This is a genomic window from Cellulophaga algicola DSM 14237 (assembly GCF_000186265.1).
Classification (GTDB): domain Bacteria; phylum Bacteroidota; class Bacteroidia; order Flavobacteriales; family Flavobacteriaceae; genus Cellulophaga; species Cellulophaga algicola.
This window is the reverse complement of record NC_014934.1, coordinates 4,389,467-4,406,537: the sequence shown is the minus strand read 5'-3', so window position 1 is coordinate 4,406,537 and position 17,071 is coordinate 4,389,467. Positions and strand designations below refer to the sequence as shown.

Below are 17,071 nucleotides of genomic sequence, written 5' to 3'. Positions count from 1 at the left end.
ATGTTAATTTGGGGATTGTTTCTGGTGCTAATTATAATTTTTTTAGCCCTTGATTTGGGTGTTTTTAATAAAGAAGACCATATTATAAAAACAAAAGAGGCTAGCATATGGACCGCCGTTTGGGTTACCGTTGCTTTAGCGTTTAGCGGAGTGATTTATTGGTTGTTCTCTTCGGGGCTAATAGAAAATCCTACGGGACTTACACCCAAAGGTGCTGTTTTAAAGTACATTACCGGATATTTAATAGAACTTTCTTTAAGTATTGACAACGTGTTTGTTATTGCTGTGATTTTTACTTCTTTTAAAATTCCATTAATTTACCAACATCGCGTATTATTTTGGGGTATTCTAGGAGCCATTGTGTTTAGAGCTTTAATGATCTTTTTTGGGGTAGCTTTAATTACGAGATTTGAATGGATTATTTATGTATTTGGAGTATTCCTATTGTATACTGCTTTTAAGATGTTAAAAGGAGATGATGAAAACTTTGATCCTAAAAACTCTTTTGTTTTTCGGCAAATTAAAAAAGTATATCCAATAACGTCTCAAATTAATGGACACGATTTTTTTGTTAAGCGGATGGGATTGAATGCAGCTACTCCCCTATTTGTAGCCCTAATTGTTATAGAGCTGACAGATATTTTATTTGCGCTAGATAGTATTCCTGCCATATTAGCCATTACAGCAGATCCTTTTATTGTATTTACCTCTAATATCTTGGCTATTTTAGGTTTGCGTTCTATGTACTTCTTAATTTCTAGAATGTTACAGAAATTCAGATACATCAATTATAGTTTGGTTGTTATCCTAGCCTTTGTGGGGATAAAAATGCTCTTGTCTCATCATGTAGAATTTCCAGAGTGGTTATCTTTAGGAGTGATAGCTTTAGCACTAATTGGTGGTATAGTTGCATCTCTTTTGATTAAAGGGAAAGAAGAAGAAGTTATTTAGCATCTAATTTATTCTGAATAATCTGTAAGGCATCATTAACGGTAAGCATCTGATCCATATCTTCATTTTCAAGGGTAATATCAAAAGCATCTTCAACATCTAGCACAATATCTACGAGGTTGGCAGAATTAATATTTAACTCATTAATGAAATGACTTTCATTGGTAACTTCCAAAATTGACACATCTTCAGGAAGGTAGATTTTTATAATTTCTTTTAATTTCTGATAGCGTTCTTCTGTTTCCATAGGGTGTAATTAAATACGGGGATAATTAGTTTATATATTCTTTAAAAATAGCACATGCATTTACATCTCCAAAGCCAAAGCTTGCTTTTGCCATAATTTTAGGTTGATGCTTTATAGTTTGTTGAGGAATTTTATGTGGGGCTATGAGCCGCGTAATGTCAGGATGCAAATCTTCACAGTTGCTATTTCCAAACACAAGACCTTCCTTAAATTGTAGTATGCTTGCAACAGCTTCAATACTCCCAGCAGCGGCTAAGCAGTGACCAAAAATACCTTTGAAAGAATTGATATAAGGAAAATTGCTTTCTTTACGACCCAAGGCCTTACTCCAATTCTCTATTTCTAGTGCGTCTTTAGCTGTTGCTGTCAAATGCCCATTTATGACATCAATATCTGCAAAATTAATATGGGCATCTCTAACGGCATCAACAATACAGCGCTGTACCGCTTCACTATTTGGTGCTGTCATAGTGCCTTCACCTCTTTGTCCGCCACTATTCACGGCACCCCCAAGAACTTCAGCATAAATTGGAACGCCTCTTTTTAATGCGCTATCTAAGGACTCTAACACCAATGCTCCCGCCCCACTCCCTGCTACAAAACCAGTTGCAGAGGCACTCATAGGTCTACTGGCATTCGTAGGATTATTGTTATAGGTTCTTGGCAGTATTCGCATGGCATCAAATCCACCCCAAACATAAGGTCCACTATCACTACAACTACCTGTAAGTATGACGTTTGCCTTCCCTAACTTAATGCGTTCATACGCCATTAGAATACCTTCGGTACCTGTAGTACATGCCGAAGAATTTGTGGTTACTTGATTACCGCAACCTAATATACCACCTAGATAAGCACTTATGCCACTAGCCATAGTTTGCATAACAGAGGTACTGCCCAACCGACGGGTGTTTTTGGCATCAATTAAATGAATAGATTCCCTAAATTGATCTACCCCTAGTATTCCGGTACCAAAAATAATTCCGTTATCCCAATCCGGAGAAGTAGTATTTTTAATAGGTAATTTAGCATCTTTCCATGCATCTACACCAGCGATTACGCCATAGACAATGCCCGTAGAATTTAAAGCACGCAATTGTAATGGTGTAAAATAGGCCTGTTTGTGAGCATCTGTTACTTGTGGCTTTCCTGCAATATGGCACCCAAATTCTAAATCTGCCAATTCTTGTTGGAAACGGATACCACTAATTCCATTCTTTAAAGAATGGGTGAAATCTGATAGGTTAACGCCGTTTGGCGCGCAAACTCCCAAACCTGTAATGACCACACGGTTATTCATTTGATTTATTTTTAAGCATTCCTGCAATCGTTCCTTTGCAAACTAATTTTCCTGCTGCATTATGCATTTTTACATGACATTTTAATTTATGAAACCGAAAGTATATTTTTTCAGATGTAACGCTTACTTTTTCATCGGGATACACCGGTAAATAGTATTCCATTTCTGAACTTGTTAACGCAATTTGCAAGGCATTATCTCTTAAAGTATCACTTGAAGTAATCAGGTGAATACCTAAGCATACTAGTCCTATTTGAGCACAACACTCCGTTAATAATACTCCTGGAGTAATAGGGTTATTTTTAAAGTGACCCTTGTAAAAATCAGCTTCTTTTTTAAAGGTATAAAATCCAGAAACACCATTGGTGTCTATAGCCGTTAGACCATCTACAAACAAAAAAGGAGCTGTGTAAGGCAACTGTGCTAGTATAATTTGATGTTCCATATTATTGTAAACTTTCTCCTCCATCTACTTTAATAACCGTTCCAGTGATCCACTTAGCTTCTTCCATGGTTAACAGATAAACAGCATTAGCAATGTCTTCAGGAGTCGTTAATCTTTTGTTCGGATTCCGACTTAAAGCACTATCTTTTATACGTTCATATCCAGGAATCATCTGAAGTGATGCTGTATCTACAATTCCTGCTTGAATACAATTGGCTTTAATTCCAATAGGAGCAAATTCTAGGGCTATATTACGGGTAATGGCTTCTAGAGCTACTTTGGCAACAGAAACTGCCGCATAATTAGGTATAGCCTTAGTATTGCCCTCACTAGTAAAAGAAATTATCCGAGTATCTGTAGCGAACAACTTATTTTTCACGACATCTTTGGTCCAATCATATAAACTAATCGCCATAGCATCAAGGGTAATGGTAAAATCTTGATGTTCTAATTCTTTTTCAATTTCGGAATGCATCGGTTTAAGGTTGCCCTTGGCTATACTGTGTACCAAAACAGCAATAGTATCTGTAGCTATCCAAGTTTTGATATCTTCAATTACTTCTGTTCTTTTCTCGGGATTGGTGCCATCTACATTATAATTCTTTAATAGAATTCCTTTCTGTCTTATGGCTTCAAAATCGGCTGTTATTTGTTCTAAATCGCTTCGCCTGCTGCGATGAACAATTATGAGATTAAAATTATGCTGCGCTAGTTTTTTGGCAGTAGCCAAACCTAGTCCGCTACTTCCGCCAAGAATTATGGACCATTTATTTTTTGCTGTATTTTTCATATTACCACTCTAATAAAACCCGTTGTGCAGAGAAACCAGGTCCAAAACTCAAAACCAAACCCTGTTCTCCTTTGGGAATTTCTTTTTCTAAAAAACGCTCTAATACATATAAAACGGTAGCACTACTCATATTACCATAAAGGCGAAGCACTTCTCGTGTATCATCAATGTTTTTTCCTAAAGCTCCAAAAAGTTCTTCTACAGTTTGTACTATTTTACGTCCGCCAGGATGAAAAATTAAATGATCCACTTTTTCAATAGCACTTCCATTCTTTTTTAAAAATGGATGGACAATTTCTGGAAAATGAGCGGCAATAGTAGCGGGTACGGCAGGGTCTAAGATCATTTGCAAGCCGTTATTGGTTAAATCGAACCCCATCATATGGGTGGCATCTTTAAAATGATACATTTCATCCCCAATAATTCTAGGTCCTATAGCATCTTCTTCCGAAGATAATAATACACAAGCAGCACCATCACCAAAAATAGCAGCACTGACCATGTTTGCCATAGAATAGTCTTCTAATTGGAATGTGGCTGTGGGGCTCTCTACGGCTATAACGGCTGCTCTTTTGTTTGGATTAGCTTTTAAAAAATTGGTGGCGTAAATGAGTCCCGATACCCCTGCAGCGCAACCCATTTCTGTGACAGGGAGGCGAACAATGTCTTGTCTTAAATTTAAATCATTAATCAAATACGCGTCTAAAGAAGGAATCATGATGCCTGTACAACTCACGGTGATGATATAATCCAGAGAATCTGGTTCCCAATTAGATTTTTTTAAGGCTTTTTGTAATACCTGCTTTCCTAATTTTTTGACTTCTCGAACATAGATTTTATTTTTATCTTCAAAAGAAGTGGCTACAAAAACCTCTTCCGGAGCCATAATACTATAGCGTTTATCTACGGCAGCACCTTCGAAAATCTTTACCACCTTACGCTGAAAACGTTCCTCTTGACCTGCAAGCCAAGTTTCTACTAAGGGTAGAATTTCGGCAGTTGTTCTGCTGTATTCAGGAAGTTGCTTTGCAACCGATATTATTTTAACGTCATTCATGTGTTCTTTTATCTAGCTTAAACTATGTGACTTGTACTTTGTTTTTTTATTGGTTTCATGACCCATAAATACCGAAATGCCCATTTCCATTGTATGTCATGAGAAACATTAGGCAGTTTTTTTGCATATGATTTCAGCTCCTTTTTGATAAAAGCTCTTTGTATGGAGATTAAGCCATCAATCTTAGCAATTCTTGTTTTTATAAAAATAGCACTAAACAGGTGAAAAAGATAGTAGGCCCATCTACTTCTTTGTAAATCATTGATCACGACCCCTATTTGAGCAAGTTTAGTAAACTTATTTAAGAAAATGAGTACTTGATCATCAGTAAAATGATGCATGGTTAACGTGTTTATCAATATGTCACATTTTAAATCTTCTTCTTTAAGCGTTAAAATATCTTGGTAAAGGAATCTGATTTCAGGGAATTCTTTAGCGTTTTTTCGGGCAATTTCAAGGGCTTTTTCATTTAGGTCGATGCCTATAAAAGAAGCCTTTAGCTTATGTTTTCTGAAATATAAAGCCACTTCTCTTAGCATGTTACCATCTCCGCATCCCATATCTACAATGGTATACTGTTCTTTTTTTTGAGTATCCATCAATTGTAGAATAGCCTTCATCGTGATGTTATTGCCACCCAACAGACTATTTACACTGTTAATATCTTGGAAAACGAGTTCTAAGGAGCCTATGGGCTCCTCAAAACTATCCATCAACTCGGGCTGGTTGCTTCTTTCTGATAAATTAATTAACATACGATAGGTTTTCCATGGGTTTGTTTGATAAGTAACTGCAAGAGTTTTGGAGATTTTGCTACAATTTTCATGGCTATATTTGATAGGTTGTTGTGGAGTAAGAGCCACTGTAATTTTCGTCCTATCCAAAGGCGATGCTTAAAGGCTTTATTCCATTTATTTTTGTAGTCAACTTCTAGTAGTTTTCGATTGGGTGTTGGGGAGTTTAAATAAACCACGAGTAGCTCACTTGCGATCTTTGCACTATGTATTGCCATGGCCATTCCGTTACCACAAAGTGGATGGATGAGTCCAGCAGAATCACCACACATAAGCATATGGTTTTCTACGGCTTCTTTTTTCTCAAAAGATATTTGTGCTATGCTTAGAGGTTGATCAAAAATAGGAATGGCATCTTCTAAAAAGCTACGTAAAAACGGATTCTCTGAAACTACTCTTGCATTAAAGTTAGTAATACCTTTAGAGTCTTTAAAACTCTTGTAGTTAGTTAAATAGCAAAAATTAACAGCTCCTGTTTCTGTTTTTGATAACCCGCCGTAACCTCCTTTAAAATTATGTAATGCAACAAGATGTTCGGGAAAATCTGGTAATTGATAATGTGCTTTTACCCCTAGCCAGGAAGATTTTTTATTCATAAAACTACGGTTCAAATGCTTGTCCATATTTGAACGTTTTCCAAAGGCACCAATCGTTGTTTTGGATGTGAACACCCTACCTGAATCTGTTTTAACATGAAAAATGTTATTTGTGAAATCTACCGAATTAACCCCTTCAAAAATAAAAGTAACGTCTAGCTTTAGGGCTCGGGTATAAAGAGAAAAATCTAAGGCATACCTGCTAATACCTATACCTCCTAATGGTAGTTTTGTAGTAATAGTGTTTCCTTGTACCGTTGAAAATTGCAGTGTATCTATGGCTACGGCATCAGATAGAGAGATGCCTAATGTATTTAAGTAGGGTACAATTTCATTGGAAACATACTCTCCACATACTTTATGGTGGGGATACTCTTGTTTTTCAAAAACAAGTACACGATGGTTATTTTGTGTCAAATGAATTGCAGCTGTAAGTCCAGCTAAACCACCACCAATAATAATTGTATCATATGTTTTCACACTAGTGAAGATACTTATTTAAACAATAAATCCCGGCAGTAACGCCAGGATTTATTTAAAATATCATTGAAAAAAGTGCTACAAATTAGTTTGTTTTTTGAAGCGCTTCTTGTTTTAGTTCATCACTAGCAACAATAACCATTTCCACTCTACGGTTCTTTGCTTTTCCTTCAGTTGTGCTGTTATCAGATTTTGGTTGTGTTTCACCGTACCATTTTGTAGTCAGTCTATTAGAAGAGATTCCGTGTGTATTTAAATAACTAGTTACAGATTCTGCTCTTTGTTTTGATAGGTTCATATTGTAATCTGCTGGCCCAGCGCTATCCGTATGGCCTTCTACTAGAATATTAGAATCTGGATATTCTTTTAAAATACCAACCAAACGATCTAAAATAGTTGCAGATGTACCTTTAACTACAGATTTATTAGTGTCAAAATATACACCAGCATCTTCGTTAAATACAACATTAATCCCTTCACCTACTCTAGTAACTTCTGCACCTGGTATTTCTTCTTCTATACGTTCTGCTTGCTTATCCATACGGTTACCAATGTATCCACCAGCTGCACCACCTACAACAGCACCAATTATAGCACCTAAAGCGGTATTATTACCGTTTCCAATATTATTTCCTAAGATACCACCAATAGCCGCGCCACTACCGGCACCAATTACGGCACCTTTTTGTTTATTGTTTGCATTTTTAACTGCGCTACAGCTAACTGTCAATGTAACAGCTAGTATAACCGTACTTAATTTTAAACCTATATTTTTCATCATTTTATTGTTTTGTAAATTCATAAACTACAGCTACTTGTTCACCATTAGCCATCACATTTGATTTTAATTTCATATTTGATGCTGTAAGTGCATCAATATCTAAACGATATCCATAACCTCCTGAGATATCTTTCTTCTTCTCATCAATTGCTTTAAATTGTAACTGACTCGTGCCATAATCATTTTCCACTACGGACCAACGAATAAATCGCTCTCCCCCATTACATAAGGTAGACTGTGTAATTGTGTAACTTCCAGTACTGTTATTTTCTCTAAAAAACCAATTACTACCTTCAAAACAGATATCTAATGCATCATTAAATAAAATAGATTTAAAACTGCCTGGTTTCCCTTCAAAAGAAACATTCGTTAGTTGCCAGTTTCCGTTAATTAAATTACGTTTTTCTCTTGCTGCTTTAGGTGCAATACAAGAATTTAAAAGTACACTAAAAAGTAAACTCAGTATTAAAATTTTCTTCATAATAATTATTTTTATTTAGGTAAAACTTATATACGTAAAAATCGTATAAAGGTATTTAATAAACTATGTTAAACCGTTGTTAAACGCCTGCAAGATCATATTAGTATGTAGAATTTTTTAATTCGATGAAATAATTTTTTAGCACGAATACTTAATAGGCTAAAAGGGCCAATAAAGCTTTTAAGAATCTATCTTTGGGTAAATAATTATGTTCTAATGTTTTAGAAAATGGTATTGGCGTGTCTAAGCTTGCTATTCGCTGTACAGGGGCATCTAAATATTCAAAACAATTTTCCATAACTAAGGCAGAAATTTCACTAGCAAGGCTGCCAAATAAGCTGTCTTCTTGTAAAATAATTAATTTACCTGTTTTTTTAACAGAGTTGAAAATAGTTTCAGAATCTAAGGGTTGTAATGTTCGCAAATCTATAAGATCTGCTTTAATTTCCGGATTTTTTTCTAGTACCTCTAAGGCCCAGTGTATTGCTGCTCCATAGGAAACAATAGTAAGCGCGGTTCCTTCTTTTAATACAGCAGCTTTTCCTAATGGTAATGTGTAATAGGCGGTGGGCACTTCTTGGTAAAGACTTCTGTAAAGAGCCTTGTGTTCAAAAAAGAGTACGGGATTAGGATCATTAATAGCGGCGGCTAGTAAGCCTTTTGCATCCACAGGAAATGCAGGGTATACTACTTTTAGCCCAGGTGTTTTGGTAAACCAGGCTTCATTGGTTTGAGAATGAAAAGGACCCGCTCCTACTCCTGCTCCACAGGGCATTCTAATAACAACATCTGCTTTTTCTGCCCATCGGTAGTGCGATTTTGCCAAATAATTAACGATGGGATTAAATCCGCTACTCACAAAATCGGCAAATTGCATTTCTACAATAGCTTTCATTCCATTAATAGATAACCCCATAGCAGCAGAGATTATGGCAGACTCACAAATGGGAGTATTCCGAACCCGTTCTCTTCCAAATTGCGAAACAAAACCTTCTGTAACTTTAAAAACACCTCCGTATTCCGCTATATCTTGCCCCATAATGACTAAGTTGTCATGTTTTTCCATAGCTTGTTTTAAACTTTGGGATATTGCATCTACCAATCGGATATTTTCAGTAGCTATATTTTTAGGATATTCCTTATACCTATAAGGAGCATATACATCCTGCAGCTCTTTTTCTGGATCAAGTAGCAGTTCTTCTTCATGAAAGGCTATTTGTAACTCATCCTCTATTTCTTGCTGTATTTTTGTTTTTAGATGCGCAACACTGTCAGATGAAATAATTTTAGAGGCTATGAGATAGGATTCATAGTTGGCTATCGGGTCTTTCTTTTCCCAAGTATCCAGTAAATCTTGTGGGACATATTTTGTGCCACTCGCCTCTTCGTGACCACGCATTCTAAAGGTTTTAAACTCTAATAGAACAGGCCTTGGGTTTTCTCTCAGGTCTAAGCAAATAGCATTAACTCTAGAGAATACTTCTAAAATATTATTGCCATCAATAATATGTGACTCCATACCGTACCCAATACCTTTGTCGGCAATATTTTTGCACTTAAATTGTTCGTTTGTAGGTGTAGATAATCCATATCCATTATTTTCAACACAAAAAAGTACGGGTAAATTCCACACTGAAGCAACATTTAGGGCTTCATGAAAATCACCTTCGCTTGTAGCACCTTCGCCTGTGAAAACAGCGGTAACTTGTTTATTTTTTTTTAAAACATTGGCAAGTGCTATTCCATCTGCGACTCCTAGTTGCGGTCCTAAATGAGAAATCATACCAATTATTTTGTAGGCTTGAGATCCAAAATGAAAACTGCGATCCCTTCCCTTTGTAAAGCCATTAGCTTTGCCTTGCCACTGGGAAAATAATTTAGATAAAGGAATGTTTCTAGTGGTAAACACGCCTAGGTTTCGGTGCATGGGTAAGATATATTCATCGACATGTAAGGCAGCAGTAACACCAACAGAAATTGCTTCTTGACCTATTCCACTGAACCATTTTGTTATTTTTCCTTGTCGTAATAAAATTAGCATTTTTTCCTCAATCATACGAGGTAATAAAAGTTGTTTGTACAATTGAATTTTTGAATGATCAGAGATTGTATAGTCCGTGTACTTCATAACTTTTGATTCGGATTTGTGGCGTACTATAAATGTAACAAATTTGGCTCAGAACAAAAACATTCTTAACAATTGAGAATTCACTTATTTTTAGTTAAATTTGATTTTTAATTTTTATTATATGAGTGTTGTTCCAAGTGTAGATTTGCAAGATTTCGTATCTGGGGATCCAAAGAGAAAAGAAAAATTTATAAAAGAAATAGGAAGTGCTTTCGAAGATATTGGTTTCGTAGCACTTAGCGGCCATTTTTTGTCTGATAAATTAGTCGATGGTTTGTATGAAGAAATTAAAAGTTTTTTTCAATTACCACAAGACGTTAAAGACTCCTATGAAATAGAGGGTATTGGCGGTCAAAGAGGATATACTTCTTTTGGAAAAGAACATGCAAAAGGCAAGAAGGAAGGTGATTTAAAAGAGTTTTGGCATTTTGGTCAGTACGTTGTAGATAATCCCAAATTAGAAAATGAATATCCGGCTAATGTACTTGTTAAAGAGCTTTCTAATTTTAATGAAGTAGGTGAAGAAACCTATAAAATGTTAGAAAAAACAGCAAAATATGTTTTGAGAGCTTTGGCTTTGCATTTAAATTTAGAAGAAACCTATTTTGATGATTATATTAAAAATGGGAATTCTATTTTAAGACCTATTCACTATCCTCCAATTACATCGGAACCTAAAAATGCAGTGCGAGCTGCAGCACATGGCGATATTAACCTTATCACCTTATTAATGGGGGCACATGGTAAAGGCTTGCAAGTAAAAAATCATAAAGACGAATGGGTTGATGCTATAGCAAAACCAGAAGAATTAATGATTAATGTGGGAGATATGTTATCAAGGTTAACTAACAATAAGCTTAAATCTACAATACATCAGGTGGTGAATCCTCCTAAAGAATTATGGGGAACTTCTCGTTACTCAGTACCATTTTTTATGCATCCCGTAGGTGAAATGTCTTTAAAATGCTTAGAGAATTGTATTGATGAAGAAAACCCTAAATTATATGAAGATATAACTGCGGGAGACTATTTACAGGAGCGTTTGATAGAATTAGGGTTGATAAAAAAATAACCTAAATGTCTTTAGAAACATTAAAAATTATTTTTAAACGAGATTTATTAAAACTTAAAGTAGAAATTGAAAGCTATAAAGAAGAAGCTTCTTTGTGGAAAGTAGATAAGAGTATTACCAATTCAGCAGGAAACTTATGTTTGCATATCGTAGGTAATTTAAACGCATTAATTTGTGTGCCTTTTGGTAAAACAAATTATATAAGAAATAGAGAAGCAGAATTTTCTTTTAAAAATAGTAGTCGGCCTGTTTTAATAAAACAGGTTGATGATACAATTATAGCAATAGAAAAATCGTTAGAAACTATTAAAGAAGCTGATTTAAAGAATGATAGTCCAAAAATTCCTTCAAAAGAAGAGATTACAACGATTGATTATTATTTAACACATTTAGCGACGCATCTATCCTATCATTTAGGACAAGTAAATTATCACAGACGTTTCTTTGAATAAAATATTTTAATACCTTTTAAATGGACTTGAAAGATCAACTAAAAAACTTTTTTCCAGAGCATCAAGAAGAAAAGATACCAGAAAAGCCTAGTTCTGGTGCTAAAATTTGGATGCAAGATGATCCTATCATTTGCAAATACGAAAAGAGAAAAGGAAAACCTATTACCATACTTGAAGGATATACTGGCGCCGATGATGATTTTAAGAAATTGGCTAAAGAATTAAAAACAAAACTAAGTGTTGGCGGTAGTTTTAAAGATGGTGCTATTATTATCCAAGGAGATTTTAGAGATAAAATCATGACCTTATTGAAAGAGAAAGGTTTTAAAGTTAAACGTGTGGGCGGATGAAATCTGTTAATTCTCTTTTGTAGCTTTACTTTTAATAGTACATTTATATCCCTTAATTTTTAAATAAACCCTAAATGAGTTCCCTACTACACATAACAAACGGCGATATTTTCACTAATAAATTAAAAACTCTTGATGTGCCTGGTGCTATCATTACTTGGCGCGAAATGCTTTGCGAAGGCAAAACAGAAAGTAATGTGGGGAGTGAGAATTTTTGGAAAACACGATTTGAGTTTTTAAACAAGAATTATAAGGTTTCAAAATCTATATTTATAGAAAAAACCTTAAAAGAATACAGATCACTTTGTAACCATAAAAAGGAAGATGAGATTGTATTGTGGTTTGAGTACGATCTATTCTGTCAGATTAATATGCTGGCTGTAATAAGTTGGCTTAAGACGCACCGTAAATACGCTCAAATATCTTTGGTTTGTAGTGGTAAAGAAGATGAAACAGATGCGAAGTATGGGTTAAATGATTTAACGGATGCCCAACTAAAAAATCTTTATAAAAACAAAGTTGTACTTAGCTTAGATGATATAGAATATGCAGATTATGTATGGCAGCTTTATTGCAGCGATAATCCTATTCGATTGGAAAATCTTACAGATTTTAATAACTTTCAATTTAAATACCTTGAAGAAAGCATTCAAGCGCATTTACATCGTTTTCCATCTGTAAAAAATGGGTTAAATGATATGGAATCTAAAATTCTGCAATTAGCGGTCGATAAAATGCCTGCTAATAAAGGAGATTTCATGACGATATTACTGAATGATCAGGGAATTTTAGGTTTTGGCGATTCACAATTTAAACGTGCTATAGGAAGGTTAAAACCATTATTCTCTTCCTTTAATCCTGTAAAATTAACACAGAAAGGAAAATTAATTTTACAAGGAGAAACTAGTTATTACTCTTGTATCCAAGAGAACGATTTTTATCTAGGGGGTGCTTTAAAATATAATTTCCTTTACAATTCAACTACGAATAAAATTTTAAAATTATAACATGCAATTAAAAGCATCAGAACTAGTTTTAAATGCTGACAATAGCATTTACCATTTAAATATAGTACCAGAAGATCTTGCAGACACCATTATTACTGTTGGAGATCCTGACCGTGTACCTGTAGTGTCAAAATATTTTGATACCATAGAAGTAAAGAAAGGGAAACGAGAATTTCATACCCATACGGGAACCTTAAACGGAAAACGAATTTCTGTAATTTCTACAGGAATTGGAACAGATAATATAGATATCGTACTAAATGAATTGGATGCTTTGGTTAACATCAATTTTGATACAAGAACCATTAATGAGCATAAAAAGCAATTAGATATTATACGAATAGGTACTACAGGTGCTATTCAGCCAAATATTGAAGTAGGCGATTTTCTTTTGAGTGAACGAGCTATTGGTTTTGATAGTTTGCTACGTTTTTACGATGCAAAGCATATTTTAGATGAAGCGCTTCAGAATAGTTTTATGAAACATACGGATTGGTCTAAAGATAAGTCTACACCATACGTAGTTTCTTGTGATCATGACCTTGCGGCTCTTTTTATGTCTGATGAAATGCATAAAGGGTTTACGGCTACAAATGTTGGTTTTTATGGTCCTCAAGGCCGTAAACTACGTTTGAAAACAGAAGATGAAAATCTAAATGCTAAATTGGCCTCTTTTGATTATAAGGGTTTGAAAATTACAAACTTAGAAATGGAAACTTCTGGTATCTATGGTTTGGCAAAATTATTAGGACATAGAGCAGTATCTTTAAATTGTATTTTAGCAAATAGAAGTACGGGAGAGTTTTTAACGAACCCTACAGTAGCTACCGAAAAACTAATTAAATTTACCTTGAATAAACTTACGGAATAATGAAAAAGGTAAGAATTATTGGCGTTCCTGAGCATTTTAATCTTCCTTGGCATATGGCTATAGAAGAAAATGCTTTTAAAGAACGAGGTATTGATTTAAGTTGGTCAGATATTCCCGAGGGCACAGGTAAAATGTGTCAAATGCTTGAAAATGATGAAACCGATTTAGCTATTATTCTAACGGAAGGTATTGTTAAAAGTATTTCTGCAGGTAATCCCGTAAAAATAGTTCAAGAATTTATTTCTACGCCGCTACTTTGGGGTATTCATGTGGCAGCAGCTAGCTATTATAAGACTATTACAGACCTAAAAGGAACTACAGCGGCAATTAGTAGGTTTGGCAGTGGAAGCCATCTAATGGCGTATGTAAACGCTGATAATCAAAGTTGGGATCCAAAAAAATTGAAATTTGAGGTAATTAATAATTTGGATGGAGCTATTGAGGCCTTAACGAATAAAACCGCGGATTACTTTATGTGGGAAAGATTTACGACCAAACCTCTAGTAGATCGTGGGGTTTTTAGGCGTATTGATGATTGCCCTACCCCTTGGCCATGTTTTGTAATAGCCGCTACTGATAAGTTTATAGCAGATAACGCTACCTTAATCCATCATATTACGGAGGTTATTAATCGGTATACTGAAGAATTTAAAAATATTCCGAGTATAGATAAAACACTTGCCAATGCTTATGGTCAAGAACTAGAGGATATAAAAGAGTGGTTGAAGATTACAAAATGGAGTCAATCCAAACTAAAAGTTTCAACGCTTAAAAAAGTTCAGGATACACTCTTTGATTTAAATTTAATTGAAAAAAAATTAAAGCCAGAAGCATTACTACTGCGTAAATAAAATTAAGCTTATATAAAATATTTATTTAATAAAGCACTGAATTTCTCATCAGACATGGGCTTTTGAAAAAATTCTTTAACATCTTCATTATCAGTCGCTCTAATTAAATCCTTATCGTCTTCACTGACTGTAGTCATTACAATAACGCAATTGTCTTTTATCGTAGTCGTTAACTTTTTGTAGCGTTCTAAAAATGCCCAACCGTTCATTACAGGCATGTTAATATCTAGCGTAAGTAAACAGGGGAAAAAATCTGAATCCTCTAAACTTTCCTCTAAAATTTGTAAGGCTTCTTCTCCATTTAATGCTTTATAGACATCTACATCTATATCTAGTTTTTTTATAAAGACACTATTTATAAAATTTGTAGATTCATCATCATCTACGAGTATGATAGATTTAATATTCATTATGGTTGTGTTTTTTGGTTGGGTCAAAAATATTGAGAATTTATCTTTAAACGAGATAAATAATGAATAGTTACTTAATTTTTAAAGATTCTTAATAATAATGTTGAAAATTAGCAGGAATTGTCAATTTAGAGCTTTAATATATGGTAAATTAGTTACAAAAACCGGATATTTTGTTTGAAATGTTATAATTGTAATATTTTGATGGTAGAAAATTTGAGCATATGGTCTTTAATTACCATGTAATTTGCTTTTGATTTATTTTGTTAAGTATATGATTGGTTTTGCTAAAGCATTTATTTCCAAACCAGTAGCCTCTATTTGCACTTAAAGGAGATGGGTGCCCGCTGGTTACTATATGATGTTTGTCACTATCAATTAACCTAACCTTCTTTTTAGCAAAACCTCCCCATAATAAAAAAATAATATCAGATTTTTCTTGACTAATTTTCTTAATTATAGTATCAGTAAATACTTCCCACCCTTTTTTCTGGTGACTTCCAGCTTCGTGAGCTCTAACCGTTAGTGTTGCATTTAGTAGTAAAACCCCTTGTTTCGCCCAGTTCTCTAGATTTCCAGATGTAGGATATGGCTTATCTATATCAGTAGATAATTCTTTAAAGATATTTTTTAATGAAGGCGGGTGCGTAACTCCATCATGAACGGAAAAACACAAGCCATTAGCTTGGTTGGGTCCATGATAAGGATCTTGCCCAATAATAACTACTCTGGTTTCTTCAAATGAGCAATGATTAAATGCTGCAAATATTTCTTCTTGTTTTGGGTAACAGGTCTGTGTTTGGTATTCTTCTGTCACAAAAGTGGTAAGAGCCTTAAAATAAGGAGCATTAAACTCTTCTTTTAAATGTTTGTTCCAGCTTTTATGAATATTCCCTATCATTTTTGATTATTTTAAATCAAAAATAGCTAAAATTAATACGTTAACCTTAGTGAGAACGTTGCTGATCTAGTACATTATTTTGTTCTACTCTATATTTGAGAATGTTTACATAGTCTAGCGCTAATTTATTCTCATAGTCTGTATACGCTTTTGAAGCATACGAAATAGCAAGGTCTAAATCACCATCAATCTCACTACTTATGGCCATATTATAATTGGCTCTACCTTGTATTTTTAAATCAGAATTATTTAATTCTTTTTTCCAAAGTTCAGCAGCACCATCCCAATCACCAGTAAGCGCTCTACGGTGTGCTACTTTAAAATTATCCGTACCCGACATATAATAATCTCGAGATATCCTTATTTTATTAGGTACCAATCGTTGTGCGTATGCAATACCCACATTGCGACTGTATTCTTGCACAGTTTCATTACGTTGTTTTACCGCTTCAACTGCTTTTATAGGATTAATTCCTTGACCATGAAAAAGCATTTCTTTAGTATAGTTTCTTTCATCAATAACCAATTTTGTTTTAGGATCATATAGACGCCATCCACAATTCACTAAGGTATTTAAGGTAACCTCTTGCGCAGGAACGTTTACTTTAACTCCTAAATTATTTTCTAATGGCATTGTGGTTACTTTAAAAGATGATTTTGTATTGGTGTCATAAAAAGCCAATGAAAATATAACATCTACATGATAAGTATCACATAACATTTCTATGGTTTCCCATGATAATGTAGCCGGTAAAACACCTAATCCGCTTTTTACTTCTTCTACGTTTTCTATAATTTTTATTTCATCCAAATTTTTTAGCATTCCTAGCTCTGAAGCAAATGCGGATATAGCAGCTTCGGCTCCTTTTTTATCTAGATTTAAGCCTTCTGCAGATAAAATTTGATCTATTTTATCAAGACCTTTATTTCCTTTTGATGGTTCACTCCTATTGATGATACCTATTGATTTAACGTCAGAAGAAAGATATACTTTGGCTGGTGTCGTCACTCCCATAGTCATTTTATTGGTAGACCCGCAAGCCGTCATTAATAGGGTAATACTTAAATATGTAAGAAGCTTAATTTGGTTTTTCATAATACTATAAA

The 17,071-nt window shown here is 34.4% G+C and carries 20 protein-coding genes; 7 read left to right on the top strand and 13 right to left on the bottom strand.

Annotated features, from left to right (window positions below; genetic code table 11):
• Window positions 1-951 carry a TerC family protein gene (locus tag CELAL_RS19140; RefSeq protein ID WP_013552543.1) on the top strand — a complete coding sequence of 317 codons (951 nt, stop codon included), beginning with the start codon at window positions 1-3 and terminating at the stop codon, window positions 949-951.
• On the opposite strand, the gene CELAL_RS19135 is transcribed toward CELAL_RS19140, so the two are convergent.
• From CELAL_RS19135 to CELAL_RS19090, 10 genes are all read right to left on the bottom strand, one after another.
• Window positions 944-1,198: an acyl carrier protein gene (locus tag CELAL_RS19135; protein ID WP_013552542.1), complete on the bottom strand. Its 255-nt coding sequence runs from the start codon at window positions 1,196-1,198 to the stop codon at window positions 944-946. The two genes, CELAL_RS19140 and CELAL_RS19135, sit on opposite strands and share 8 nt — an antisense overlap.
• Window positions 1,199-1,223: 25 nt before the next feature.
• Window positions 1,224-2,498, bottom strand: a complete 1,275-nt coding sequence (locus CELAL_RS19130) for a beta-ketoacyl-[acyl-carrier-protein] synthase family protein (RefSeq protein WP_013552541.1) — start codon at window positions 2,496-2,498, stop codon at window positions 1,224-1,226.
• The gene (locus CELAL_RS19125; RefSeq protein WP_013552540.1) at window positions 2,491-2,967 is read right to left on the bottom strand and encodes a 3-hydroxyacyl-ACP dehydratase FabZ family protein; all 477 of its coding nucleotides are present in this window, start codon (window positions 2,965-2,967) and stop codon (window positions 2,491-2,493) included. Before CELAL_RS19125 ends, CELAL_RS19130 begins: the two co-directional genes overlap by 8 nt.
• Window positions 2,945-3,733: an SDR family oxidoreductase gene (locus CELAL_RS19120; protein WP_013552539.1), complete on the bottom strand. Its 789-nt coding sequence runs from the start codon at window positions 3,731-3,733 to the stop codon at window positions 2,945-2,947. The genes CELAL_RS19125 and CELAL_RS19120 overlap by 23 nt, the downstream gene beginning before the upstream one ends.
• 1 nt (window position 3,734) lies before the next feature.
• The gene (locus CELAL_RS19115) at window positions 3,735-4,790 is read right to left on the bottom strand and encodes a type III polyketide synthase (protein WP_013552538.1); all 1,056 of its coding nucleotides are present in this window, start codon (window positions 4,788-4,790) and stop codon (window positions 3,735-3,737) included.
• Between the two features lie 17 nt (window positions 4,791-4,807).
• Window positions 4,808-5,545, bottom strand: a complete 738-nt coding sequence (locus tag CELAL_RS19110) for a methyltransferase domain-containing protein (RefSeq protein ID WP_013552537.1) — start codon at window positions 5,543-5,545, stop codon at window positions 4,808-4,810.
• Window positions 5,539-6,660: an NAD(P)/FAD-dependent oxidoreductase gene (locus CELAL_RS19105; RefSeq protein WP_013552536.1), complete on the bottom strand. Its 1,122-nt coding sequence runs from the start codon at window positions 6,658-6,660 to the stop codon at window positions 5,539-5,541. Before CELAL_RS19105 ends, CELAL_RS19110 begins: the two co-directional genes overlap by 7 nt.
• An 85-nt stretch (window positions 6,661-6,745) precedes the next feature.
• Window positions 6,746-7,438 (bottom strand): OmpA family protein, encoded by a 693-nt coding sequence (locus tag CELAL_RS19100; RefSeq protein WP_041558353.1) that lies wholly within the window; start codon window positions 7,436-7,438, stop codon window positions 6,746-6,748.
• 4 nt (window positions 7,439-7,442) lie between these two features.
• Entirely contained in the window at window positions 7,443-7,922 is a 480-nt protein-coding gene (locus tag CELAL_RS19095) for a lipocalin-like domain-containing protein (protein WP_013552534.1), read from the bottom strand.
• Window positions 7,923-8,073: 151 nt separating this feature from the next.
• Window positions 8,074-10,050 carry an alpha-ketoacid dehydrogenase subunit alpha/beta gene (locus tag CELAL_RS19090; RefSeq protein WP_013552533.1) on the bottom strand — a complete coding sequence of 659 codons (1,977 nt, stop codon included), beginning with the start codon at window positions 10,048-10,050 and terminating at the stop codon, window positions 8,074-8,076.
• 121 nt (window positions 10,051-10,171) lie between these two features.
• Here CELAL_RS19090 and CELAL_RS19085 point away from each other — a divergent pair, with 121 nt between their 5' ends.
• From CELAL_RS19085 to CELAL_RS19060, 6 genes are all read left to right on the top strand, one after another.
• Complete coding sequence (locus CELAL_RS19085) at window positions 10,172-11,122, top strand: isopenicillin N synthase family dioxygenase (protein WP_013552532.1); 951 nt, start codon at window positions 10,172-10,174, stop codon at window positions 11,120-11,122.
• Window positions 11,123-11,127: 5 nt separating this feature from the next.
• A complete protein-coding gene (locus CELAL_RS19080; protein ID WP_013552531.1) occupies window positions 11,128-11,574 on the top strand; it encodes a DUF1572 family protein in 447 nt (148 codons plus the stop codon).
• Between the two features lie 20 nt (window positions 11,575-11,594).
• A complete protein-coding gene (locus CELAL_RS19075) occupies window positions 11,595-11,924 on the top strand; it encodes a translation initiation factor (RefSeq protein WP_013552530.1) in 330 nt (109 codons plus the stop codon).
• A 74-nt stretch (window positions 11,925-11,998) separates the two neighbouring features.
• On the top strand, window positions 11,999-12,931 hold the full coding sequence (locus tag CELAL_RS19070) for a hypothetical protein (protein ID WP_013552529.1): 933 nt from the start codon (window positions 11,999-12,001) through the stop codon (window positions 12,929-12,931).
• 1 nt (window position 12,932) lies between these two features.
• Window positions 12,933-13,802, top strand: coding sequence for a nucleoside phosphorylase (locus CELAL_RS19065; RefSeq protein ID WP_013552528.1), 870 nt, complete (start codon window positions 12,933-12,935; stop codon window positions 13,800-13,802).
• Entirely contained in the window at window positions 13,802-14,653 is an 852-nt protein-coding gene (locus tag CELAL_RS19060; protein WP_013552527.1) for a substrate-binding domain-containing protein, read from the top strand. The genes CELAL_RS19065 and CELAL_RS19060 overlap by 1 nt, the downstream gene beginning before the upstream one ends.
• A gap of 8 nt (window positions 14,654-14,661) precedes the next feature.
• Here the strand turns inward: CELAL_RS19060 and CELAL_RS19055 are convergent, their stop codons facing one another.
• The 3 genes from CELAL_RS19055 to CELAL_RS19045 all read right to left on the bottom strand — a co-directional run bounded on the left by CELAL_RS19055 (window position 14,662) and on the right by CELAL_RS19045 (window position 17,060).
• Complete coding sequence (locus tag CELAL_RS19055) at window positions 14,662-15,063, bottom strand: response regulator (RefSeq protein WP_013552526.1); 402 nt, start codon at window positions 15,061-15,063, stop codon at window positions 14,662-14,664.
• 235 nt (window positions 15,064-15,298) lie between these two features.
• A complete protein-coding gene (locus CELAL_RS19050) occupies window positions 15,299-15,964 on the bottom strand; it encodes a uracil-DNA glycosylase (RefSeq protein WP_013552525.1) in 666 nt (221 codons plus the stop codon).
• A 46-nt stretch (window positions 15,965-16,010) separates the two neighbouring features.
• Window positions 16,011-17,060, bottom strand: coding sequence for a DUF6340 family protein (locus CELAL_RS19045; RefSeq protein ID WP_013552524.1), 1,050 nt, complete (start codon window positions 17,058-17,060; stop codon window positions 16,011-16,013).
• Window positions 17,061-17,071 lie beyond the last annotated feature (11 nt).

Coding starts and splice junctions, on each gene's coding strand:
- CELAL_RS19080 (WP_013552531.1), top strand. CDS start 11,128: ATGTCTTTAGAAACATTAAAAATTATTTTTAAACGAGATTTATTAAAA.
- CELAL_RS19095 (WP_013552534.1), bottom strand. CDS start 7,922: ATGAAGAAAATTTTAATACTGAGTTTACTTTTTAGTGTACTTTTAAAT.
- CELAL_RS19085 (WP_013552532.1), top strand. CDS start 10,172: ATGAGTGTTGTTCCAAGTGTAGATTTGCAAGATTTCGTATCTGGGGAT.
- CELAL_RS19065 (WP_013552528.1), top strand. CDS start 12,933: ATGCAATTAAAAGCATCAGAACTAGTTTTAAATGCTGACAATAGCATT.
- CELAL_RS19130 (WP_013552541.1), bottom strand. CDS start 2,498: ATGAATAACCGTGTGGTCATTACAGGTTTGGGAGTTTGCGCGCCAAAC.
- CELAL_RS19125 (WP_013552540.1), bottom strand. CDS start 2,967: ATGGAGGAGAAAGTTTACAATAATATGGAACATCAAATTATACTAGCA.
- CELAL_RS19090 (WP_013552533.1), bottom strand. CDS start 10,050: ATGAAGTACACGGACTATACAATCTCTGATCATTCAAAAATTCAATTG.
- CELAL_RS19070 (WP_013552529.1), top strand. CDS start 11,999: ATGAGTTCCCTACTACACATAACAAACGGCGATATTTTCACTAATAAA.
- CELAL_RS19060 (WP_013552527.1), top strand. CDS start 13,802: ATGAAAAAGGTAAGAATTATTGGCGTTCCTGAGCATTTTAATCTTCCT.
- CELAL_RS19075 (WP_013552530.1), top strand. CDS start 11,595: ATGGACTTGAAAGATCAACTAAAAAACTTTTTTCCAGAGCATCAAGAA.
- CELAL_RS19100 (WP_041558353.1), bottom strand. CDS start 7,438: ATGAAAAATATAGGTTTAAAATTAAGTACGGTTATACTAGCTGTTACA.
- CELAL_RS19110 (WP_013552537.1), bottom strand. CDS start 5,545: ATGTTAATTAATTTATCAGAAAGAAGCAACCAGCCCGAGTTGATGGAT.
- CELAL_RS19045 (WP_013552524.1), bottom strand. CDS start 17,060: ATGAAAAACCAAATTAAGCTTCTTACATATTTAAGTATTACCCTATTA.
- CELAL_RS19120 (WP_013552539.1), bottom strand. CDS start 3,733: ATGAAAAATACAGCAAAAAATAAATGGTCCATAATTCTTGGCGGAAGT.
- CELAL_RS19135 (WP_013552542.1), bottom strand. CDS start 1,198: ATGGAAACAGAAGAACGCTATCAGAAATTAAAAGAAATTATAAAAATC.
- CELAL_RS19050 (WP_013552525.1), bottom strand. CDS start 15,964: ATGATAGGGAATATTCATAAAAGCTGGAACAAACATTTAAAAGAAGAG.
- CELAL_RS19115 (WP_013552538.1), bottom strand. CDS start 4,790: ATGAATGACGTTAAAATAATATCGGTTGCAAAGCAACTTCCTGAATAC.
- CELAL_RS19140 (WP_013552543.1), top strand. CDS start 1: ATGTTAATTTGGGGATTGTTTCTGGTGCTAATTATAATTTTTTTAGCC.
- CELAL_RS19055 (WP_013552526.1), bottom strand. CDS start 15,063: ATGAATATTAAATCTATCATACTCGTAGATGATGATGAATCTACAAAT.